The 21251-nt window shown below is 71.1% G+C and carries 17 protein-coding genes and 1 tRNA gene; 11 read left to right on the forward strand and 7 right to left on the reverse strand.

Features of this window, described 5'->3' with window-relative positions:
- The first annotated feature begins 78 nt into the window (after positions 1-78).
- On the forward strand, positions 79-948 hold the full coding sequence (htpX, locus tag ACTWQH_RS05900) for a zinc metalloprotease HtpX (RefSeq protein ID WP_443285260.1): 870 nt from the start codon (positions 79-81) through the stop codon (positions 946-948).
- A gap of 19 nt (positions 949-967) precedes the next feature.
- On the opposite strand, the gene ACTWQH_RS05905 is transcribed toward htpX, so the two are convergent.
- The gene (locus tag ACTWQH_RS05905; RefSeq protein ID WP_443285261.1) at positions 968-1456 is read right to left on the reverse strand and encodes a YajQ family cyclic di-GMP-binding protein; all 489 of its coding nucleotides are present in this window, start codon (positions 1454-1456) and stop codon (positions 968-970) included.
- Positions 1457-1593: 137 nt separating this feature from the next.
- On the opposite strand from ACTWQH_RS05905, the gene ACTWQH_RS05910 reads away from it, so the two are divergent.
- Positions 1594-1675 (forward strand) — tRNA-Tyr (locus ACTWQH_RS05910).
- Between the two features lie 698 nt (positions 1676-2373).
- On the opposite strand, the gene ACTWQH_RS05915 is transcribed toward ACTWQH_RS05910, so the two are convergent.
- The gene (locus tag ACTWQH_RS05915; protein ID WP_443285262.1) at positions 2374-6189 is read right to left on the reverse strand and encodes a CHAT domain-containing protein; all 3816 of its coding nucleotides are present in this window, start codon (positions 6187-6189) and stop codon (positions 2374-2376) included.
- A 233-nt stretch (positions 6190-6422) separates the two neighbouring features.
- On the opposite strand from ACTWQH_RS05915, the gene ACTWQH_RS05920 reads away from it, so the two are divergent.
- On the forward strand, positions 6423-6653 hold the full coding sequence (locus tag ACTWQH_RS05920) for a hypothetical protein (protein ID WP_443285263.1): 231 nt from the start codon (positions 6423-6425) through the stop codon (positions 6651-6653).
- A 193-nt stretch (positions 6654-6846) separates the two neighbouring features.
- Here ACTWQH_RS05920 and ACTWQH_RS05925 read toward each other — a convergent pair whose 3' ends face one another.
- The 3 genes from ACTWQH_RS05925 to ACTWQH_RS05935 form a co-directional block, all read right to left on the reverse strand.
- Positions 6847-9507: a hypothetical protein gene (locus ACTWQH_RS05925; protein WP_443285264.1), complete on the reverse strand. Its 2661-nt coding sequence runs from the start codon at positions 9505-9507 to the stop codon at positions 6847-6849.
- Between the two features lie 942 nt (positions 9508-10449).
- Positions 10450-10767 (reverse strand): type II toxin-antitoxin system PemK/MazF family toxin, encoded by a 318-nt coding sequence (locus ACTWQH_RS05930; RefSeq protein ID WP_443285265.1) that lies wholly within the window; start codon positions 10765-10767, stop codon positions 10450-10452.
- Positions 10764-10964, reverse strand: a complete 201-nt coding sequence (locus ACTWQH_RS05935; protein WP_443285266.1) for a hypothetical protein — start codon at positions 10962-10964, stop codon at positions 10764-10766. The genes ACTWQH_RS05930 and ACTWQH_RS05935 overlap by 4 nt, the downstream gene beginning before the upstream one ends.
- 702 nt (positions 10965-11666) lie before the next feature.
- On the opposite strand from ACTWQH_RS05935, the gene ACTWQH_RS05940 reads away from it, so the two are divergent.
- The gene (locus ACTWQH_RS05940; protein ID WP_443285267.1) at positions 11667-12695 is read left to right on the forward strand and encodes a hypothetical protein; all 1029 of its coding nucleotides are present in this window, start codon (positions 11667-11669) and stop codon (positions 12693-12695) included.
- Positions 12696-12861: 166 nt separating this feature from the next.
- Here ACTWQH_RS05940 and phzG read toward each other — a convergent pair whose 3' ends face one another.
- Positions 12862-13509: a phenazine biosynthesis FMN-dependent oxidase PhzG gene (phzG, locus tag ACTWQH_RS05945; RefSeq protein WP_443285268.1), complete on the reverse strand. Its 648-nt coding sequence runs from the start codon at positions 13507-13509 to the stop codon at positions 12862-12864.
- 11 nt (positions 13510-13520) lie between these two features.
- The gene (locus ACTWQH_RS05950) at positions 13521-14012 is read right to left on the reverse strand and encodes a PhzA/PhzB family protein (protein WP_443285269.1); all 492 of its coding nucleotides are present in this window, start codon (positions 14010-14012) and stop codon (positions 13521-13523) included.
- A gap of 271 nt (positions 14013-14283) precedes the next feature.
- Here ACTWQH_RS05950 and ACTWQH_RS05955 point away from each other — a divergent pair, with 271 nt between their 5' ends.
- The 7 genes from ACTWQH_RS05955 to ACTWQH_RS05985 all read left to right on the forward strand — a co-directional run bounded on the left by ACTWQH_RS05955 (position 14284) and on the right by ACTWQH_RS05985 (position 21147).
- Entirely contained in the window at positions 14284-15312 is a 1029-nt protein-coding gene (locus ACTWQH_RS05955; protein WP_443285270.1) for a methyltransferase, read from the forward strand.
- Positions 15309-15932 (forward strand): isochorismatase family protein, encoded by a 624-nt coding sequence (locus ACTWQH_RS05960; RefSeq protein WP_443285271.1) that lies wholly within the window; start codon positions 15309-15311, stop codon positions 15930-15932. Before ACTWQH_RS05955 ends, ACTWQH_RS05960 begins: the two co-directional genes overlap by 4 nt.
- Positions 15929-17818: an anthranilate synthase family protein gene (locus ACTWQH_RS05965; protein ID WP_443285272.1), complete on the forward strand. Its 1890-nt coding sequence runs from the start codon at positions 15929-15931 to the stop codon at positions 17816-17818. The genes ACTWQH_RS05960 and ACTWQH_RS05965 overlap by 4 nt, the downstream gene beginning before the upstream one ends.
- Positions 17815-18144 (forward strand): hypothetical protein, encoded by a 330-nt coding sequence (locus ACTWQH_RS05970; RefSeq protein ID WP_443285273.1) that lies wholly within the window; start codon positions 17815-17817, stop codon positions 18142-18144. Before ACTWQH_RS05965 ends, ACTWQH_RS05970 begins: the two co-directional genes overlap by 4 nt.
- A gap of 8 nt (positions 18145-18152) precedes the next feature.
- Entirely contained in the window at positions 18153-18986 is an 834-nt protein-coding gene (locus tag ACTWQH_RS05975) for a PhzF family phenazine biosynthesis protein (RefSeq protein ID WP_443285274.1), read from the forward strand.
- Positions 18987-19224: 238 nt separating this feature from the next.
- Positions 19225-20460, forward strand: coding sequence for a vanadium-dependent haloperoxidase (locus ACTWQH_RS05980; protein ID WP_443285275.1), 1236 nt, complete (start codon positions 19225-19227; stop codon positions 20458-20460).
- 225 nt (positions 20461-20685) lie between these two features.
- The gene (locus ACTWQH_RS05985) at positions 20686-21147 is read left to right on the forward strand and encodes a hypothetical protein (RefSeq protein ID WP_443285276.1); all 462 of its coding nucleotides are present in this window, start codon (positions 20686-20688) and stop codon (positions 21145-21147) included.
- The last annotated feature ends 104 nt before the right edge of the window (positions 21148-21251 follow it).

Genomic DNA, 21251 nt, shown 5'->3' on the forward strand with positions numbered 1-21251 from the left:
GTGTCCACTGTTAGTGGAGAAACCCCGACATCCTTCAACGCTCGGACACCCCCGCACTGCGCAACTGGAGGGCACACCGTGCATCGCCGGCACAACGGACTGAGGACGGCCGCGCTCCTGGGCGGCATGTCCGCGCTGATCCTGCTCATCGGCAGCTTCTTCGGCAGCACCGGACTCGTCATCGCCCTGCTCCTCGCCCTCGCCACCAACGGCTACGCCTACTGGAACAGCGACAGGCTCGCGCTGCGCGCCATGCGGGCGAGGCCGGTCAGCGAGTTCGAGGCACCTCAGCTCTACCGCATCGTCCGAGACCTCGCCAGCCAGGCACGGCAGCCCATGCCCCGCCTGTACATCTCGCCGACCGAGGCGCCCAACGCCTTCGCCACCGGCCGCAACCCGCGCAACGCCGCCGTCTGCTGCACCCAGGGCATCCTGGGCCTGCTGGACGAGCGCGAGCTGCGCGGCGTCATCGGCCACGAGCTCAGCCACGTCTACAACCGCGACATCCTGATCTCCTCGGTGGCCGGAGCCATGGCCTCGGTGATCGTCTTCCTGGTGAACTTCGCCTGGCTGATCCCCATAGGCCGCGACGACGACGAGGGGCCCGGCATCGTGGGCCTGCTCCTGATGATGCTCCTCGGCCCCATCGCCGCCTCCCTCATCCAGCTCGCGGTCAGCCGCTCCCGCGAATACGAGGCCGACGCCGCCGGCGCCCGCCTCACCGGCGACCCCCTCGCCCTGGCCAGTGCGCTGCAGAAGCTGGAGGCCGGCACCCAGCGACGCCCCCTGCGCCCCGAGCCGCAGCTGGAGACGGCCAGCCACATGATGATCGCCAACCCCTTCCGCCGCGGCGAGGGCCTGGCCCGCATGTTCTCCACCCACCCGCCGATGGCCGAGCGCATCGCCCGCCTGGAACGTATGGCAGGAGGCGGCGGCGGCCGCGGCTGACCTGCGGCCGCCCCTCCCGTCACCGGTAGTTCACGAACTGCATCGCGAAGTCGAAGTCCTTCTCCCGCACCAGCCGCTGCACTTCCTGCAGCGCGTCCCGGCTCTTGGAGCTGACCCGCAGCTCGTCCCCCTGCACCTGAGCCTTGACCCCCTTGGGCCCCTCGTCCCTGATGAGCTTGGCCACCTTCTTGGCGTCGTCCGCCGAGATCCCCTCCTTGATCCCGCACACCATCTTGAACTCCTTGCCCGACGCCTGCGGCTCCCCGGCATCCAGCGCCTTGAGGGAGATCCCCCGCTTCACCAGCTTGGACTGAAAGATGTCCAGCACCGCCTTGGCCCGCTCCTCTGCATTGGCCCGGATCTCGATCCGCTCCCCAGACCAGCCGATGGAGGCGCCGACGCCCCGGAAGTCGTAGCGCTGCGAGATCTCCTTCGACGCCTGGTTGAGGGCGTTGTCCACCTCCTGCCGGTCAACCTTCGAGACGATGTCGAAACTGGAGTCGGCCATGATCTACAGGCTCCTCACGTACTACTCGTGGGTGTTTACTCGTCGGTGTGGCTTGCCGCACAGCCTAGTGACCCACCCCCGACCAAACCCGGTGGCGGACGCCCCCCGCAGATCGGGTATCGTTTACGACACCACAAGGCGGTGTGCCCGAGTGGCCAAAGGGAGCAGACTGTAAATCTGCCGGCTCAGCCTTCCCAGGTTCGAATCCTGGCGCCGCCACCCCCATGGAACGGCCTCTGACCTGCATCAACACGGTCGGGGGCCGCTTCGTTTCCGTCGATCGATCTTCCCGCCCAGATGCCCTCTATGTCCCACTTCGCCCCCGCGGATCTCGCGTGCTGACCAGCGCGTGTGGGCCAGGTGTGGGGCAGCTCCGGCCCGTCAGACCGCGTTCAGCCGTACCGCGATCTTCGCCTTCAACCGCGTCGGCGTACCTGCCGACGAACAGGCCGCCACCGCATGGCCAGGAGTTGCTGGACCAGCACCCCGACGGCTCCTCGGTGCGGCCGGTGGTGGAGGGCGTCCGGCGTATCCTGCCCCAGCTCCTCGACCGTCCCGCCGTGCGGGAGAGGTTCGCCCGCGACGGGCACGCTCTGTCGGTGTCGCGGGATCTGCTGGACGGGCTGATGCTCGGTGATCCCGAGTACCTGGAACGCACGGTCGCGCGGCTCCAGGAGAGCCTCGACGCGCTGCCGGGCGATCGCCCGGAGACACGTCTCGCCCGGCTGCTCACCACGGCAGGCAACCTCTCCCGCAGCCTTCGGGACAGAGACGCCTCCCTCGCGGTGGCACGCGGCCTGCTGACCGACCTGACGGGCGACCCTCGCGGCCGCGCGTCGGAAGACGGCGGCGTTGTCAGCGTCGACCTGGCCGCCACCCGTGCTGTACGGGGTCGCGGAAGGGGCCGGGGCCGGGTTTCACCGGCCCGTGTGCACGTACGCCGCCCAGTCCAGCGGCCGGTCCGACGCACCCTTCCGCACCGCGCGCACCGCCTCGTGCAGCGCGAGCGCCACCGGCGGCGGCTCGGCGCGGACGGGATGGCCCCGGTGGATGCCCAGCCGCCCGTACACCCGCTCGGCCACCTCCGCGGCGGTGTCGTCGGCGACCCGCCACAGCGTGCCGACGACCTGCCGGAAGCCGGCGAGCTGGAGCGAACCGGCAAGGTGCACAGCCTCTTCGGGCATGCGGATGCCGCCCAGCGCGGTGTCGCAGGCGGAGAGATACGCCACCTCGCCGTGGGCGAGGTCGAGCCGGGCGAGGTCGAGAACGCCGAGCTCGCCGCCGGGCAGCACCAGCGCGCCGCGCGAAGGGCTCGCCGGGTCCTGCGCACCGTGGCAGGCGAAGTGCACCCAGGAGTGGCCCGCGATCTCGCGGCACACCCGCCCGGCCGTGGCACGGTCGTCGGCGAGCTGGGTGGTCGTGGGCCACCCGGGCATGCCGCCGAGCAGCGCGGCCTCCCGCCGGACGGCGGGCAGCGGCGGGTAGCCGGGAACGTCCCCGGCACTCACCACCAGCATGCGGGGCCCATCGCCGCCGCCTCGCTGAGCGCCGCTGCGGCGGGCCCGGAGCAACGCCCCGACGCTCGGCGTGTAGGAGGACACGACGCGGTCGAGGACGCTGTCGCCGGTCCTGCTGTCGGTCGCGGCGTGCAGAGGAAGGAAGTTGAGCGGCCCGGTGGGGCACCACCACAGACGTGGCAGGGGCGTGACATCGTCCGGCGAGCCGGAACTGGTGACGCCCAGCTTGGTCAGGACGGGCGCGGCGACGGCGTTCCACAGCCAGTCCAGCGTCTCCGCGGCGATGCGCTGGGCGAGGGCACCGGCCATTCCGCTGGGCCTCGCCGCGCCCACGGTGGCCGCCTCCAGGAACGCTTCCATCCGCTCCTTCGCCTCGGCGAGGTTCAGGTCGGGCAGCGGGCAGGGGCGGACGCGGCCGCCCTCCAGCAGGAGGGCGTCACAGTGATAGGCGCCGGCGTTGACCATGACGACCGGGCCCTCGTCACCGGCGTGAACCAGTTCCCTGGCTCGCGCCGGTCGCAGCAGGTTCTCGAAGCCCGGCACCGCTCGTGCCTGGGCCAGGGTCTCCTCCCATTCTCGTGCAAGGCGGTGGCGGCGATCGGTGTCGGCGCTGTCGCGGAGGACGAACGACTCGTCGAGAGCCTGGCGCAGTGCGCCCAGGCGCGCTGCGATCCCGGGCTCGCTGCGGGCCAGCCGATCCATCCCGGTCCTGAGCTGGAGCGCCTGTGTTGCCAGTACGCCGCGGCCCTGCTCCAGCAGCTCGAGGGCGTCGTCCGTGCGGCCCGCTTCCAGCGCGATCTCGGCGGCGAATGACCCCGGCTGTACGGGAAGCCCGTCGATCGCGGCGAGCTGATTCTCGTGATCGACGCGGTCGGCTCCGCGCCAGGCGACGAGGGGCAGGAGCTCGACGGCAGTCCGAGCGGTGGCGAGCGCCTGCGGCCGGTTGAACGGCCGGGCGAACCCGGCCAGTGTCACGGCGTATTCGATCCGTTGGAGGGCGCTCGCACTGGTGTCCTCGACCAGCTCGGTGAGTGCTGGGATGATCTCGGCGGTGGCACGCAGGATGTCGGGCCCGTCCCCTTCATCGAGACCGATGCTTGTGACCAGCATCTCCTGCAGCAACCCGAGGGCCTTCCGACGAGCGTAGGAACCGAGGGGGGCCGCCGCGGCCTCAGCTCGTGCGATGTCCACCGCCCGGTCGAGGTCGGCGCGGTCCGCCGTCGCTGTGCCACCACTCCGCTCCTGAGCGGTGTCTCGCAGGAAGCGCCAGTGGCACGCTTCAGCAAGGGACAGCCGGGTGCTGGTGAGTTCCTCACCGGTCACCTCACCGGAGTCGGCAAGAACCTCCAGCATCCCCACTGCCTCGTCGAGCGCGCCGTCCTCGTTCTGGTGCATCCGCAATTCTGCCAGGTTGATACGCAATAAGCCGCGACTGGGATGGCGGCTTGGCATGCGGGCGAGGGTGCCGCGCAGGAGGAGTTCCATGCGGCGCAGTCGCTCCCGCCCCTGAGCGCCCAGCGTCAGCACTCCCGCGACGACTCCCAGCACCGTCGGGAACTCTGCCGTCAGCTCCGATCGGCCCGTCATCATGCGCTCGGCCAGGGTCAGCGCCTCGTCGAGTGAGGCCGTGTCGCCCGTCCTGGAATAGCGGCGGAGCAGCGCCGAGAGCAGGAACATCTCCTCGCGGGGCGGCCGCCACGGGTCGTCGGGCTGGATGAGGAGCGCCTCGCGGCCAACGTCGATCGCCTCCTCGAGCACGGCCAGCTGCTGCGTCGCCTCATAGCGTCTGATGAGGAGAGAACCCAGTCCGCCCAGGCAGTCGGCCCGCTCCCCGCTCTGCCGGGACACCTCCACCGCCCGGCGGGCGGTGCTTTCGCCGCGGCGGTCCGCGTCCTTGATCGCGTCGTAGCCCCTGGTGAACAGATCCGCCAGTCTCCTCAGCAGCGGGGCGTCGTGGGCATGCTGCGCGCCCGGCGCGGTGGCGTGCTCCAGGCGCTCAACCGCGAGCTCGAGCAAGGCCGCATCCTGACCCAGTTGGTACCCGTGTTCGGCGACATCGGCCAGAGCGACCAGAACGTCGGGGGCCCCGGTCTCGGCCGCCGCCTCGTCCAGCACGTCCAGCAGGGTGAGCACTTCGGAAACGTCGTGTTCGTCCCGCCGCACGATGCGGTGCCGGAAAAGCAGCCTGTCGACGAGCCTGGCGGCGTAGTGGGCGCGTACGGGATCCGTGGCCGGGGTCGTCTCGAAGAGGAACCGGTAGGCATCGATCGCCTTGTCGAGCGCCTCCGGTTCGTGGTTGAGGCGGTGGAGAGAGGACAGCATCTTGGCATAGAGCAGCGTTGTTTCGGGATGCCGGCGGTCGTACAGCCACCGCTGCGGGACCTCTTCCACGAGCCGGGCGGCCTCGGCCAGGGAGGCACTCTGGCGTTCCCGGGGTTCGCCGCCCCGAAGCACCGCGTCGATCAGCACGTCTGCCAGCGTCAGGCGGACGGCGAACTCCGCGGCACTATCCGCATCGACGAGCGGCAGGATCTCACGGAGGAGTCCGGTTAACTCCTGGATCAACGAAGGGTTACGGCCGGATCCGATCGGCAACGCCACCCGCCCCGCGACCTCGTGCGCGCGCTGGGCCTGTTCGGTGGGGTCGCTGGCCGCGAGGTCGAGGAAGCGGTGCGCGTAGCGGACGGTGGCGAGCATGTCCCGGTCATCAGAGGTGAGCTCGAAGCGAGCGGCGGACTCGTTCATCTGCCAGAAGGGGGCGGCCTGATATCCGGAGTCGGTGGGAGGAATGCTGAACGACACGGCACGCGTGGCGAGCAGCGAAGCGTCCCGGCACAGGAGGGATAAGGGTGACCCCTCGGCACGGAGCGTCTCCGCACGGCTGCTCAGCGCACCCGCCAGGCGGCGTTGGCGGTCGGCGAGAACCTGGTCGGGCTCCGCCGGCGGCGCGTACCAGGCTCGCAGGGCTGCCGGCGCCCGCGGGTCGCGGGGGAACACGTAGGCCCCGGCGAGGAGGGCGATGACGTGCTCGTCCGCGACGAAGCCGGGTCGCTTGCCACGTTGGAGCGCGGGGGCGCCCAAGGCGGCGAGGCGACGCAGCCCGCGCGCCTCCTCCTCGCTGGGCTCCGGGAGCGGCCTACCGTCCCGCAGGCACGGCCAAACCTCGGCGAGCAGTCCTCGGTGCGCCGTGAGCAGCCCGGTGGATTCTTCGTCCATCGCCGGCATTCCTCCCCGAGGCGGTATTCCGCTCAACCCTATCCAGAGGAGAGAGACAGCCGAGTTGGGGCGTAAAGAGTGATTATGATGCTGAATGCGGCAGATCAGGGAAGGAGCGAGGGCTGATGGGCGGACATGGCAGAGCACGCCGAGACAGCTCCTGCTGACGATATGCTCGCGTCCTGCATCTCTCTGTGCCTGCTCGATTGCCATCAGGTTCTGGAGGTGCCCCGGTGTCGTCAGCCGCGCGGTCGCGCGCACATCTCTCGCTCGGATCGCTCGGGGACACGCCGCTGGACGCCGAGCTGATCGCCGACGTCGCCCAGGTGTATCTCGCCCCCGAGACCGACCAGGAGTTCGCCGACCCGGTCGACCTCGACGTCTTCGGCATCGGCAGCCTCGCCTACCCCCTGGGTGATGAGCAGGTGGTGAAACGGTCATCATCACCGTGGCGCGGTGGTTGATGGCCCGGCGAGAGCCGACGACATCGGGTCGCCCCCGGCGACCATGGGGACTGTGACTCTTGATCCGGCGGGCCAGCCCGTCTCGACGGCTCCCCGCTTCTTCAGTCCCTGTGCCAGGTTGTCCCACCGAAAACCTGACCCGCACCCGGAGCTTCACGCGGCTGCCCTGACCAGTCGCCTTCAGACGCCAGTCCTACGGGCACGGGTGGCGTTCGTCGCGCCCCCACTCCTCCTGGACATCAAGGTCGGTGAACGCCCCGCACTGGAGGACCACCTCCGGCTCTTCCTGGCCGGCCTGGAGGATGTACACCGGCTTGTCCTGCGGCATGCGGTCCTCTTCGAAGTTCAGCCAGCCGGTGACGCCCTGGATCTCGACCTGGTCGAACTCGGAGACCACGGCCGTCCTGTCGAAGTCCGGGGTGCTGCCCCCGTTATAGGCCCCCTCGGCGGCCTCTGCCAGGACGTACAGCGCGTCCCAGCCCAGCGCCGCGTGCCCGGAGTACAGTGCCTCCGGGCCCAGGGTGTCGATCCTGTTGAATTCCCGTTCGTAGTCCTCCACGAACCGCTCGACGGGTCCATGCGGCTCCTCGATGAGCCCGGGTACGGCATGCGCCAGGTAGTACATGGTGAGCGAGGAGTCCTCGTCGAGCGGGTTGATCTCCAGCCCTAGGTTGCTCGCGATCGTGTCCCCGCCCAACACGGTCAACGGCAGCGGACAGTGCCCGCTGTAGGAGTCGTGAAAGGCGGTGAGGTCGTCCTCCCTCCCGGACCAGAAGACGACGGTGGCGGGCTCTGCGCGCAGCCGGGCGCAGACGTCCTCGGCCAAGGCGCCGAACGTCTCCCAGGACGCGTCGCCCGAGCCGCCTGCCGGCGATCCCTGCCGCAGCAGTTCCACCTCCCCGTGCTCTCTGAAGTAGCGGGCGAAGTCCGTGGCCAGGTTCTGGCTGTAGGCGTCGCTCGGGTCGTAGACGACGACGGCCGCCTCGGCCGGGGCGTCGGGTTCGTCGCCGGAGCCGGTCAGGGTGGAGAAGATCTCCTCGTGCGCCAGGAACTCGGACGCCATGAGCGCCTGACGGTCGTTGGTGGGCGCCAGCTGATAGTAGAGCGCGGACTCCTCGCGTAGCTGGTCGGCCGTCGCCGCAGTACCGACCGTCGGCAGGCTGGCGGCACCCAGCACCCGTAGCGCGGCGTACGACTCCTCACGGCTCTCGCTGGGCCCGATCACGCCGATGATCCCCTCCTCACCGGACAGCTCCGTGATGCGGTGAGCCACTTCCTCTGCGAACTGGTGGTTCCGGCCCGCGTTCGCCACCAGCACGCGCAGGGCGACACGCTGGTCGTTGCTCCCCGCCTCCTCCAGCACTCTGCGCTGCGCGAGCGCGACGCCTCGCAGTTCGGCGAGCATGTCGGGTACTTCGGAGTCCGGCGTCGTCGCCTCGGCGCCCATCTGTATGAGGTGAACGACGGTCCTGACCTCCCTGCCGTCCTCGGCCAGGGCGGCCACGTCCTCGTTGGTCCCCGCGATCATGTCGAACGTCTTCCGTGCCGCGCTCGGCATGCCCTCGAAGTACCGTCCGTCGCTGAGACCGACGCAGATGCCGGCGTCCGGCCCCTCGAACTGCCAGTCGCCGCAGGCCGATGACGACGGGAAGGGCGGCGGCAGCTGGACATCGAGGATCCTCACCACGCCGGCCACGGCGCCGACCAGCACCAGCGTCACGCCGCAGGCGCGCAACCCCGCGTGCACGCCTGGGCTCCAGGCCCACCGCCGGCGGGGCGCGATGCGCGGACGGTAGCTCAACGCGCGTCGTACGGCTTGGTCCCGCGCCTGGTACGGCGGCGGCACGAGGACGGAGAGCTCCGGTGGGTCGCCATCGCGCAGACGGCTGGCGGCGTTGAGGAAGTCGCTCGCCCGCTGGAGGTCGCCGGGCGCGGCCTCGGCGCGGGCCAGCAGCACGGTGCCGCGGCTGCCCAGCTCGCGAGTGGCGTTCCGGTACGCCTCGATGAGTGGAGCGGTGTGGCCTGCCGCGAAGATGACGAAGCGGGTGCGGCGGGCGCGCCACGGCGACAGTCTGGGACGGCGCAGCGCCGCGTCGAGATCGGCGAGCAGCGCCCACAGCAGCGCCTCGCCGGCCGCCGCCGTCAGGTCGCCGCCGGGCGCCAGGCGGGCGGCGCTGACGTAGAAGTCCCGGTCCGCCTCCCCACGGGAACGCCGCGCCACCCATTCGGGGAACCAGGCGTCACGCCCGCCCGTCATGCGCCGCCGGGCTCGCCAGGCGAACAGCAGCGGCCCGCACCAGCCGAACAGCCACCAGACCAGCGGCCACCACCAGGGAGCCGTCGGCGGTTCGGCCTCGGGTGGGGTGACCGTGCCGCGGCGGGGGCGCTGTTCGTAGAGGTGACGACGGAGCTGCCTGACCCGCTCCTCCTCCGAGTCGCGGGGCAACGCGCTCGCCGTGGCCGCGGCGCGCAGCAGGGCGAACCGCGGCAGCCGCAACGCTCCCGTGTGCCGCGGCATGTTGCGTAACTCGTCGGCAACTCCGTCCAGCAGAGGCAGCGGCAGCTCAGCGGGCCGGTCCGCCATCTCCACCCAGGCGTGCGCCACCAACCGCCCTCCCCCAGGCCCCTGGGGGCCTGGGAGGTGCCCCCATCGCCGCCCCAGCAGCCGCTGCCGCACCCCGGCCAGCACCGGACGCGCCGCGTCCTCGGGCCCGTCGTCCTCGAGAACGATCAGAGCCGACGGCCCTCGCCGTGTCGGCGGTTCGTTGATGAGCGCCTCGATCGCCCCCACGAACGCGTCGATGTCGCCGTAGGGAGGGATCTCGTCGTCCGGGGATAACACCGCTGCTGCCATGGCTCAACGATGGTGCCAGCCCAGAGCCGGAGCCCTCCCGGGCAACCTGTTGTTATCAAACAGTCACTCACATGCGACTCGCGGGCTGGAGCCGGCGTCGCAAGACCGTGAGAGTGCGGACCACCGCTCACCTGAGTGTGCTCATGTTCTGTGCACCCCGACGGGGAACCAGGAACAAGGGAGCAGTTCGGTACCCGCACGCCAGCGGCGGCGGTCACCCGGTGATCGACACGGTCGTGCGGTTTAAGCGGTAGTACCGATAGGGCGCACGGGGCGCGGGCGGCCATTGCAGATCGGTGCCGGAGCGGCCTAACCGCGCCCGAACCGAGGACTTGATCGACCTTTCGGCTGGCGCGGGTGGCGACCAGGTAGTAGCGGCGTCGTGACTGCAGCCGTCAGGTGGTAGCGGAAGTGTGATGAAGGGGATGGCCGGTCGGCCGCGTCGTGAGTCGTATCCCTCCGCAACGTGGTCTCCGCACTGCGCCGGTACGGTCATCTGCTCAGCGACAGCCGTATGTGCGTGGCGATGAGCAGGCAACGCAGGCCGCTGCTGGCCGTGGGGGACGCGGCCATGGCGGAGCGGGCGGAGGCCGCCGTGGACATCTTTCTCCCCGAGACGGTGGGTTGGGAGGGGGGCTTTGTCGCTGAGCGGGTACCTGAGCACGCCCCGGAGGAGTCGAGGCCCGGCTTGAGGGAGAGGGGAGCGAAGCAAGATCCTGGGCAAGGATCAGCCGACACGCCGGGCACGGCGGAGTTCGGCGATCAGTTACCTGATGGGCTTCGGGTACGCGTGGCGCACGAGGGCGAAAACTTGGTGCGGCGGGAGAGGCGAAGGATGGGCCTCCTTTACGAGGTGGCTTCCGACAGGTCGGGACGAGGACATGCAGACGTGAGCGTCCGGGCAATGCGCTGTGCTCAGTTCGGTGACGCCCGTCCACGGGCTCACAGCCCCAGGTAGCGGCCTACGGCGTGCTCGATCTCGGCGAGTTCGTCGCGGTCGAGGTAGTGGACGGGGTCGCCGTGGATGAACCGGGTGTCGATGGTGCGGATCTGGTCGGCGAGGAAGCGGGTGGGGGTGCCGAGCAGGGCGAGTTCGGGTCGGAAGACGGCGGGCTGGGCGCTGGTTGATGTGGGGACGATGGTCGCCACGCTCCAGGGCATGGAGCTCGGGCTGAGCACCAGGCCGTAGCGGCGTCCGCTTTGCTCGTGTCCGCGCTTGGCGTCGCCGAGATCGACCCGGTAGACCGCCCCGCGGATCACCAGGCGTCCCTCTCCCCGGCGAGGTCTTCCCCGGCGAGCCGCTCCGCGTCGGCTCTGGCCCGGGTGATCCAGGCCTCCCGCTCCAGCAGGCGCAGCGCCCTGCGGATCACGTCGCTGGTGCTCTCCCCCTCGCGGGAGGCCGCTTCGATGATCCGCGCGTCCTCCTCCGTGGGCCGGAATCCAATGGTCGCTGCCATGCTTCTGAGCCTAAGCGCGATGTTCAGCAAGTGTCAAACAGATGTGTTACGCCGCGAGAGCGGTGGCAATTCCGCCAATCAAGATCGTCATGCCCCTGGCGTCCCCCCAGAGGCGTGCCACGTACCGGGCTGTGACCGAAACGGCCAGGTCAGGGCGGGTTGAGGAGGGGGCTTCATCGCCGCCAAACGCGGCCTCAGCTTTGCCCCGCACTCGGGAGGCCCGGCGTACGACAGCCTGCCCTCCTACTTCCGGCAGCGCTTCGTGCCCGTCCTCGGCGCACCTCTCGACACCGCGGCGAACGCTGGCCACATCCGCTCCACCATCGATCCCGAAGACCTGCTGCGCGCCGTGGCGAACACGCAGCGCATCGCACTCGTGCGGGGTCTGACTGAGCGACGGCTCCGGCACCCCCGAACACTCACGCAGCCGCGGGCGTCGCGGCTGCCAGGACGCACGGCTCAGCATGCTCTCGCGCCATGCGCAACATGAGCTTCTGTCAGTTCCGCACAAGCGAGAGCCAATCCCTCTCCGGTCAGATTCTTGTACAATGTTAAACTATCGCGAGGCGGGAGCAGTCGGGCCTGCTGTGCCACCCGAGCCCGGCGATTGTGTGTGCGCCCGATCCTGCTGACGAGACAGACGTGATCACCACCAGTACGGCGACCAGCGGACATACCCCAGGCAGCCCACAGGAGCCGAGAGTGAAGCACGAGAGCCGTTTCTCCCAGTCCATCGTTCAGCCAGGGACGGACATCGCATTCTTGCGAGCCCGTTGGGGCCGGATACTTTCGGCAACGGAAATGGTACCGATCGGGACACTGAACGCCGTCGATTCACCGCGTCGTGTGCCGGAGGATTCCATGCATGTGAAGATCCTCGTCGAATCGGAGGAGGAATTTCCACCCATCATTGTCCACCGGCCCACCATGCGCGTGCTCGACGGGAGGCATCGCCTGCGGGCGGCCGGCGACCTGGGCAGGTCGTTGATAGCCGTCCGCTTCTTCGACGGCACCGAAGGCGAGGCGTTCGCCCTGTCCGTCGAGGGAAACACGCGCCACGGCCTTCCCCTGACCCTGTCGGAGCGCACCGCCGCCGCGCGGCGCATCCTGGCGTCCAATCCGGAGTGGTCGAACGGGGTCATCGCCTCCATCACGGCGCTGGCCACGAAGACGGTCCGGGCACTGCGACGCGAGACGGCCGGCGAGGCGCTCTGCGCGGCGGTCAGGGTGGGCCGGGACGGCAGGGTGCGGCCGGTCGACCGCGCCGCCGGGCGCCTGCGGGCCGCTGAGATGATCCGGCAGAGGCCCGAGGCATCGCTTCGCACGATCGCCAGGGTCGCGGGCATATCGCCCTGGACGGTGCGGGACGTCCGGGAACGGCTCCGCCGCGGCGAGGATCCGCTGACCGCCAAGCCGAGGATCCGGAATGCCGCGGGCGGCGGCGAGCCCGTGAGGCCGTTATTGCATGCCGTGCCCGGCACTCGCCCGGAACGTCCGCCGCGGGAAACCTCCGGCCGGCTCGACGGACTGATGAGCGATCCGGCCCTCAAATACTCGGAACGCGGACGCTTTCTGCTGCGGGTGCTGGCCGTCAACGCCCTGTCAGCCGAGAGACAGGACATGCTGGTCCGCAGCATTCCGTCGCACTGCCGGAGCACCATCCATCAGCTCGCCATGGAATACGCCGATACCTGGCGGGACCTGGCGCGGCGGATAAATCCCCAGGGATAGCCGGGAACCCTGTGACCGCATCATCGTCCATGCCTTCTTGTTCTGCCTTGTTCTGCCTTGTTCTGCCTTGTTCGGCCTTGTACTGCCTTGTTCTGCCTTGTTCCGCCGGCCGCGCGGCCGGCGGAACAAGCGGGAAACGGGCGGTACCGGGCGGAACCGGGAGCCGTCAGGGCTGCAGGCGCTCGGCGCGCCATTCCCCCGCACCGCCCGCATGCCGGTCGTACCGCAGCCGGCGGTGCAGGCGGTCCGGGCTGGCACACCAGAACTCCACCACGTCCGGCGCCAGCAGGTATCCGGCGAACCGGTCCGGGCGGGGCAGCGGCGTGCCCGCCGCCGCGAGACGGCCGGCCTCCGCGCGGAGCGCCTCCACGTCACGCAGCGGCTCGCTCTGCCGTGACAGGTGCGACATGGCGTGCAGCGGCACGGGCCGAGCCGCCCACAGCGCGTCCGACTCCTCGTCGCTGAGCGGGGCCACCGGCCCGGAGAAGAGGATCTGCCGGCTGGTCTCCCGCCAGTACAGAACGCCCGACGCCCAGCCGGTGGCGTCCATCTCCCGGCCCTTCTGACTGGTGCGGTGCGTGGCGAAGCCCACGCCGCGGTCGCTCAGCTCCGTCACGGCCACCATGCGGTTGGAGGCCCGCCCGTCCGGGGTCGCGGTGGCCAGGGCCATGGCGCGGGGCTCACGGACGCCATGCTCGACGGCCTCCGCCGTCCAGCGCCGCACGAGCCCCAGCGGCTCGGGCGGGGGCGCCTCGTACTCGGGGAAGTCGAGGCCGACGGTGCCGGTGAGGGATTCGTACCTGCTGGAGTCCATGGCCTGCCCGCTCAGGTGGGGATTCCTTCCCTGCGGATCTCGGGCACCGCGATCCCCAGGGCCCGGAACTGCTGGCACGGGTTCATGAATTCCCGCTGCTGCTTGATCTTCCCGTCCTCGAACAGGAACGAATGGAGGAAGTGGTTCCGGTAGAACCCCTCCGGATAGCCGGGGAAGAGGATCTTCCCCTCGCCGTCGCACTCGACCCAGAAGCGGTTGGGGTCCTGGGTGTCGAAGATCTCGATGTTGATCCACGCCCAGTCCGGGAAGCACTTCAGCGACCACACGGCGTGGTCGCCGAGCCGGTCCCGCCCCCGGATGATGATCGGCTCACCGCTGTCCGTGGTCCACAGGCCGCCCGATCCGTCCTCCGTGAACAGCAGGTGGCGGCGGAGGCGGTCCTGGCCTCGCGTGTGCATGTACTGCTCGACGATGGCGCGGTTGTGGCCGCGCAGTTCCGTCTCGTCGGCCGGGGCCTGGGCGGTGGCGCTGTCGTTCGACATGGCTGATCCCGATTCCTTCCCTGGTTCAGGCGGTGCCGATGGGGCTGGCCGGTCGGTTCATGGTTGCCCGAGGCGGCCTGTGAGGTCGAACACCGCCCGGCGAACGCCGGGACGCACCGCCGCCACCGGCCGCCCAGGGCCGGTGTCCAAGGGGGTCGTTCTCCCGCCTTGAACGCCGGGCCGGTGGTTGGACGGCACCCTCGCGCCTAGCATGATCGGCCGGTTCTGAGCGTCATACGGCAGCGTCATACGACCCGTACGGGGAGACCACGTGACAGCAGATCTGAAGGCGTTGCAGGAGGCGGTCGAGATGATCTCCGGCGGGTGGCGGGCGCAGGCCGTCCACACCGCCGCGAAGCTCCGGCTGCCCGACCACATCGAGGCGGGCCTGACCACCGACGCCGAACTGGCCGCGGCGACCGGCGCGAAGGAAGAGGGAATCCGCCGCCTCATGCGGCTGCTGGTGGCGATGGGGCTGTTCGGCGGCAGCCACCGTGCCGGATACCGCAACACCCCGGTGAGCGCCACGCTGCTGGACCGGCCCGGCACCCTCCGCGACATGTGCCTGCTGTACGGGGAGGAGTTCTACACCGCCTGGGGCCACGCCCCGGAGAGCCTCGGCACCCTCACCGCCGGCTTCGAACTCGCCTTCGGCCAGCCGCTGTACGACTTCCTCGACGGCCATCCCGACCTGGCGGGCCGCTTCCAGCGCGCCATGGTCGCCGGCAACCTCTTCTTCGACCACGTCCCGGAGATATTCGACTTCTCCGGCGGCAAGACGATCGTCGACTGCGGCGGGGGAAACGGCCACCTGCTCTCCGTGATCCTCCAGGCGGCACCGGACGCCCGCGGCAGACTGCTCGACCGGGATCACGTGATCCCCCTCGCCCGCGCCCACCTGTCGCGCACGGTCGGCCTGGACCGTGTCGAACTCGTCGGCGGGGACATGTTCCAGGCCGTGCCCGAGGGCGGCGACGTCTACCTCTTCTGCCGGGTGCTGGCCGGCTGGCACGACGACGACGCCGTGGCGGCGTTCGCCCACTGCCGGCGCGGCATGGCCGGGCCCTCCTCCCGGCTGCTGGTCCTGGACCGGATGGTGGTGGACGAGGACTCCACCGTGCTGCCCGCGCTGTGGGACCTCCACCTGCTGATGACGACCGGCGGCCGGCACCGGAGCGTCGAGGAGTTCACCACCCTGCTGGACCGCGCCGGGTGGCAGGTCGAGCGCATCGCCTCGCTTCCCATGGAGACCACAGCCCTGGTCGCCGCGCCCCGCTCCGGTGAGGCGGCGGCCCGATGACCGGCATACCCTCCATCGCGCCCTACCCGCCGCCGACCGCCCCCGGCCCACCCGGGAACGTCGTCCGCTGGACCCTGGAGCCGGCACGCGCCGTGCTGCTCGTTCACGACATGCAGCGCTACTTCCTCCGCCCGCTCCCGGACCCGCTGCGGTCCCGCCTCGTCCACAACGCCGCCACGCTCCGGAAGCGGTGCGCCGCCGCCGGCGTGCAGGTGGCGTACACGGCGCAGCCGGGCCGGATGACGGACGAGGAACGCGGCCTGCTCAAGGACTTCTGGGGGCCGGGCATGCGCACCGAGCCCGGCGACCGGGACGTCGTGCCCGAACTCGCCCCCGAGCCGGGCGACTGGGTCCTCACCAAGTGGCGCTACAGCGCCTTCTTCCGCACCGACCTGCTCGCCCGCATGCGCGCCTCGGGCCGCGACCAGCTCGTGCTGTGCGGCGTCTACGCCCACGTCGGCGTGCTGGCGACCGCACTGGAGGCCTACGCACACGACATCAAGCCGTTTCTGGTCGCCGACGCGCTCGGCGACTTCTCCGAGGCGCACCACCGGATGGCCCTGGACTACGCGGCGCAGCGCTGCGGGATGGTTCTCGCGACCGAGGCGGTGCTGCCGTGAGGCGGGCAGCCAGGGGACCGCTCGATCCACTCGATCGCATCCTGGCGGCCGAAGTACCTCAGACGTCCGCCTTCGCCCTGCTGTACCGCCCCGAGAGCGGCACCCCCGGCGCCGTCGACGTGATGACCGGAGACGTCACGCTCCCGCCCTCGCTCGCGGACATCCCCCTCGGCCAGAGCCCAGGGGCGGGGCACGACGCTCTGGTCCTCGTGCCGTACCGCCAGCTCGCCGAGCGCGGATTCCCGGCCCCCGACGACGGGGCGCGGCCGCTCGCGATGGCCATCACCGGCCACGAGTCGGTGCCGCTGCCCGAGGTTCTCACCCGCATCCCCCACGTCCCCGCCGAGCTGACGCGCCATGGCTTCGACGTGGACGACGACGCCTACGGCGAAACGGTCCGCCGCATCGTCGCGGACGAGATCGGCACCGGGGAGGGCGCCAACTTCGTGATCAAGCGCTCCTTCCTCGTCACCATCCGCGACTTCTCGCCGCGCCACGCGCTGTCCTTCTTCCGGAACCTGCTGCACCGCGAACAGGGCGCCTACTGGACCTTCGTCATCCACACCGGGCAGCGGACGTTCGTGGGCGCCACCCCCGAACGCCACGTCTCGCTCCATGACGGGACCGCCGCGATGAACCCCATCAGCGGCACCTACCGCTACCCGGCCACCGGCCCCTCGCTGCCCGAGACCCTCGCGTTCCTCGCGGACGAGAAGGAGACCGACGAGCTCTACATGGTCGTCGACGAGGAGCTGAAGATGATGGCGCGGATCTGCGAGGGCGGCGGCCGGATCAGGGGCCCCTACCTGAAGGAGATGGCCCGGGTCGCCCACACCGAGTACCACATCGAGGGCCCCACCCGCCGCGACGTGCGCGACATCCTGCGCGAGACCATGTTCGCCCCCACCGTCACCGGAAGCCCGCTGGAGAGCGCCGCCCGCGTCATCAGCCGGTACGAGCCCGAGGGACGCGGGTTCTACGGCGGCGTCGCGGCGCTCATCGGCCGCGACCCCGGCGGCCGCCGCACCCTCGACTCGGCCATCCTCATCCGCACCGCCGACATCGACCCACGCGGCCTGGCGCGCATCGCCGTCGGCGCCACCCTGGTGCGCCACTCGTGCCCGGCCGGCGAGGCGGCCGAGACCCGCGCCAAGGTCGCCGGCTTGCTCGACGCGCTGGAGGCCGGCGGCGCCAGCCGCCTGGGAACGCACCCCGACGTCCTCGCCGCCCTGCGGCGACGCAACGACGGCATCGCGGACTTCTGGCTGCGCGACGGCACCGCGCCGCCGGCCTCCGAGCCGCGGCTGGCGGGGGTGAGAGCGCTGGTCGTCGACGGGGAGGACACCTTCACCGCGATGATGCGGCACCAACTGACCGCCCTCGGCCTGAAGGTGACGGTCCGCCGCTTCGACGAGCCCTACGCGTTCGACGGCCACGACCTCGTGGTGATGGGCCCGGGCCCCGGCGATCCGCGCGCGGACGGCGACCCGAAGATCCGGCACCTGGCGTCCGCGATCGGCACCCTCCTCGAGGAGCGCCGCCCGTTCGTCGCGGTGTGCCTGAGCCACCAGGTGCTCAGCAGGCGCCTCGGCCTCACGCTGCTGCGCCGCGACGAGCCCAACCAGGGGGTGCGGCGGGAGATCGACTACTTCGGCGCCGCCGAGCGCGTCAGCTTCTACAACACGTTCGCGGCGCACAGCCCCGAGGACAAGTGCGAGGTGGCGGGCGTCGGCGTGGTGGACGTCAGCCGGGACGCGGAGACCGGCGAGGTGTACGCGCTGCGCGGGCCGCGTTTCGCCTCCATGCAGTTCCACGCCGAGTCGCTGCTGACCGTCGACGGCCCGCGCATCTGGGCCCGGACCATCCGGGGGGTGCTCGGCCGATGAGGGTGGACATCGCCTGGTGGGACCTGGACGGCACCTCCCAGACCATCGACACCCTGCGCGAGCACCTGCGGGACGGCGCCGTCACGCCGTGGGCCGAGGTCCCCGGCCTCCGGCTGAAGTTCTGGATGGCCGACCGCGACCGCAACCGCTGGGGCGCGGTGATGCTCTGGGAGAACGACCGTCCCGCCGAGTTGCCCCCGAACCTGGCGGCCGGCCTGATCGGCGGCCCGCCCACCCACCGCATGCGTTTCGACGTCGAGGCAACGGTCGAAGGCCGCTTCTCACGCGCCGATCTCGACGGCCTCGGCCCCGCCCTGGAGAGCTAGGAGCCCCCATGCACAGGTACACGGTGGTGGACGCCTTCAGCCGCGATCCGCTCGCGGGCAACCCCGTGGCCGTCTTCTTCGACGCCGCCGACCTCACCTCCGACCTGATGCAGCGCATCGCACGGGAGATGAATCTCTCCGAGGTCACCTTCGTCCTCCCGCCCCAGCGCGGCGGCGACGCCCACATCCGGATCTTCACGCCCGTCAACGAGCTGCCGTTCGCCGGCCACCCGATCCTCGGCACGGCCGTGGCGCTCGGCCAGACGCTCAAGAAGGACAGCCTGCGGCTGGAGACCGCCGTGGGCGTCATCGACATGGAGCTGTACGACGACGAGGGCGCCGCGGCGGTGCGGATGTGGCAGCCCGTACCGACCTGGGAGCCGTACGAGCACGCGGCGGAACTGCTGGCCGCGCTGGGCGTCCCGGCCTCCACGGCGCCGGTGGAGGTCTATCGCAACGGGCCGCGCCACGTGTTCGTCGGCCTGGCGAGCGTGTCCGCGCTGTCGGCCCTCCGCCCCGACCACCGGGCCCTGGGCGCCTTCCCCGACATGGCCGCCAACTGCTTCGCCGGAAGCGGCAATCGGTGGCGGACCCGGATGTTCTCGCCCGCCTACGGCGTGGTCGAGGACGCCGCCACCGGCTCCGCGGCCGGGCCGCTCGCCATCCACCTGGCCCGGCACGGGCTCGCCGGGTACGGGCAGGAACTGCGGATTCTCCAGGGCGTCGAGATGGGCCGTCCCTCCCTCATGCGCGCCACCGCCGAGGCCGAGGGCGAGCACGTCCGCGAGGTCACCGTCGGCGGCCACGGCGCCATCGCCGCCCACGGCACCCTCTACGTCTGATCGCGCGGCGGCCCGCGGGCGCGTGACCACGGCCGGCCCGTGGACCCGGCGAGTTTTGGCCTGCGTGAAACGCCGTCCCGAAACAGATCGTGGATCTTCGCTGCTGTGCCGGCGTCACCCACACTCATGATTCGGCGGCGGTGAGCGCTGCCGGTGCGGCTCGCGGTCGTTCTCCTTTTGGTATGCCCATCCTCCCGTGTCTCCTGCGGGTGGGTCTCCTGCGAGGAAGGAGCTTCCTTTGAGAACGACTCTCCGTTCGGCCCTGCTTGCTCTGGCGCTGGCTCTGCTCACGGCCGCCACTGCGCTCGCCCCCGCCGCGGACGCGGCCCCGGGGGTCCGGCGCGTCGACGTCGCCCTGGAGTGGTACGGCGTCACCGCCGAGACGCTGTCGTCGCCCGCCCTGCCGATGCAGGTCATCAACAACCGTGGCTGGACCATCAGCTGGACCGCCGCCACCCGGGCCCTGCGCACCGCCCCCGACGCGCAGGCCCCGGACACCTACCGGCAGGCCGCCCTGGCGGGCGCCGTGCACGCGGCGCTGCGGGAGCTGGCCCCCGACGAGGCGGAAGAGCTGGACGCGGCCCTGGAGCGCACTCTTGAGCGGCTCCCCGACGGACCGGCGGAGGACAACGGGCTGGCTGCCGGCCGCGCCGAGGCGGCCACGATGCTCGCCGAGCGGCAGGGCGACGGGCTCGACCCGGTCTCCATCAACCCGCCCTTCCCCACTCCGCCACCGGCCCCGGGCGTCTGGCAGCCCACTCCGCCCGACTACCTGCCCGCTCCGCTGTCGGGCCTGCGCAACGCCCGCCCGTTCCTGCTGGTGAACGCCGACCAGTTCCGGCCGCCGCCACCGCCGGCTCTCGGCTCGCCGCGTTACGAGGCCGACCTGGCCGAGGTCCGTGACTACGGCTCGGCCGACAGCACGGTGCGCACGGCGGAGCAGACCGAAACGGCGGCGTTCTGGTACGGCTCGGCGTACGTGCAGCACACCGAGCCGCTGCGCGTCGCGCTGGCGCGCCTCGACGCGCCGCTGGTGGACCGGGCCGCGCTGGTCGCCCTCCACCACGCGGCGCTCGTCGACGCCCAGATCGCCACCTCCGACAGCAAGTACCACTACCTGACCTGGCGGCCGGTGACCGCCCTGCGGGCCGGCGGCGACACCGACTGGACTCCGCTGCACATCACCCCTCCCGGCCCCGGCTACACCAGCGGGCACAGCGGCTATTCGGCTGCGTCAGAAGGCGTCCTGACCGGCCTCACCGGAGCCCGCACCGAGCCGTTCGAGCTGACCAGCCCGACGGCACCGGGGGTCACCCGCACCTACACGGCGTGGCGGCAGCTCACCCAGGAGGTCGTGGACGCCCGGGTCTGGTCCGGCATCCACACCAGAACCGATGACGAAGCCGGCGCGCGCCTGGGCCGCCAGGTCGCGGAGCACACGCTGCGGCACGCCGAGGAGCTGTTCGGGGGGTAGGTCTCGCCACGACGAGCGGCGGGGGGGGAATGCGCGGTACCGATCGGCGGTGCCGCGCGTCTCCCTTCGCTCCGCAGGCGAGCCGAACCGTCCGGGCCACGCCGACCGGGCAGGTGAGCCGGATCACGTTCGGGTCGAGTTGAGTGTGCCCCAAGGGCAGAGTGTGAGCTGGTCGGGACGCGACGCCCCGCCGGCCGGCTGTTTCCGGCCCGTTCGAGGAGAATCATGCCTGCCCGTACCGCCCTCGCCCGGACCTCGTTGACGGCCTCGGTGGTGCCGATGCTGCTGGTGCCCGGCGCCTGTAGCCAGTCCGGCTCGGAACCAGGGGAGCAGCCCGAGGAGGACACGTCGTCGGGGGAGCCGCCGGCGGGACTGGAACGCCTCTGCGAGCGGGAGCTGGCCTTCGAGTCCTCTGCCGACCGCGCCACCACCCCGGGTGAGGAGGAGTTGCACCCCACCAACGAGGCGTTCGAGCCACTGGACCACGAGGCCCCGGCGGCGAGACGGCGCGGATCGCGGTGCTGCGCGCCCCCGCCCGCGGCGAGTCGATGGGGTCGCCGGGTGATCAACCCGGGAGGGCCTGGAGGGCCGGGGCTCTTCCAGGCCGCGACCATGAACGGGGCGTCCGGCCCGGTCGCCGAACGGTGTGACCTGGTCGGGTTCGACCCCAGAGGCGCCGGTCTCTGACCGGCTCCGTCCGGGTGGGGGACGGACCCTTGTCTCCCGCGTTGCTGCCGCCAAGGCGGCACCAGCTGCCGGCCCAGGCACTGGTGCGGACCGTGGCCGAGCCG

It is taken from the genome of Streptomyces sp. 6N223, assembly GCF_052246635.1.
In the GTDB taxonomy this organism is placed as follows: domain Bacteria; phylum Actinomycetota; class Actinomycetes; order Streptomycetales; family Streptomycetaceae; genus Streptomyces.

Bases quoted from the DNA above. Each gene is read 5' to 3' on its own strand.
- ACTWQH_RS05960 (WP_443285271.1), top strand. From the start codon at position 15,309: ATGACCGGCATACCCTCCATCGCGCCCTACCCGCCGCCGACCGCCCCC.
- ACTWQH_RS05915 (WP_443285262.1), bottom strand. From the start codon at position 6,189: ATGGACGAAGAATCCACCGGGCTGCTCACGGCGCACCGAGGACTGCTC.
- ACTWQH_RS05985 (WP_443285276.1), top strand. From the start codon at position 20,686: ATGCCTGCCCGTACCGCCCTCGCCCGGACCTCGTTGACGGCCTCGGTG.
- ACTWQH_RS05970 (WP_443285273.1), top strand. From the start codon at position 17,815: ATGAGGGTGGACATCGCCTGGTGGGACCTGGACGGCACCTCCCAGACC.
- ACTWQH_RS05905 (WP_443285261.1), bottom strand. From the start codon at position 1,456: ATGGCCGACTCCAGTTTCGACATCGTCTCGAAGGTTGACCGGCAGGAG.
- ACTWQH_RS05950 (WP_443285269.1), bottom strand. From the start codon at position 14,012: ATGTCGAACGACAGCGCCACCGCCCAGGCCCCGGCCGACGAGACGGAA.
- ACTWQH_RS05925 (WP_443285264.1), bottom strand. From the start codon at position 9,507: ATGGCAGCAGCGGTGTTATCCCCGGACGACGAGATCCCTCCCTACGGC.
- ACTWQH_RS05975 (WP_443285274.1), top strand. From the start codon at position 18,153: ATGCACAGGTACACGGTGGTGGACGCCTTCAGCCGCGATCCGCTCGCG.
- phzG (WP_443285268.1), bottom strand. From the start codon at position 13,509: ATGGACTCCAGCAGGTACGAATCCCTCACCGGCACCGTCGGCCTCGAC.
- ACTWQH_RS05935 (WP_443285266.1), bottom strand. From the start codon at position 10,964: ATGGCAGCGACCATTGGATTCCGGCCCACGGAGGAGGACGCGCGGATC.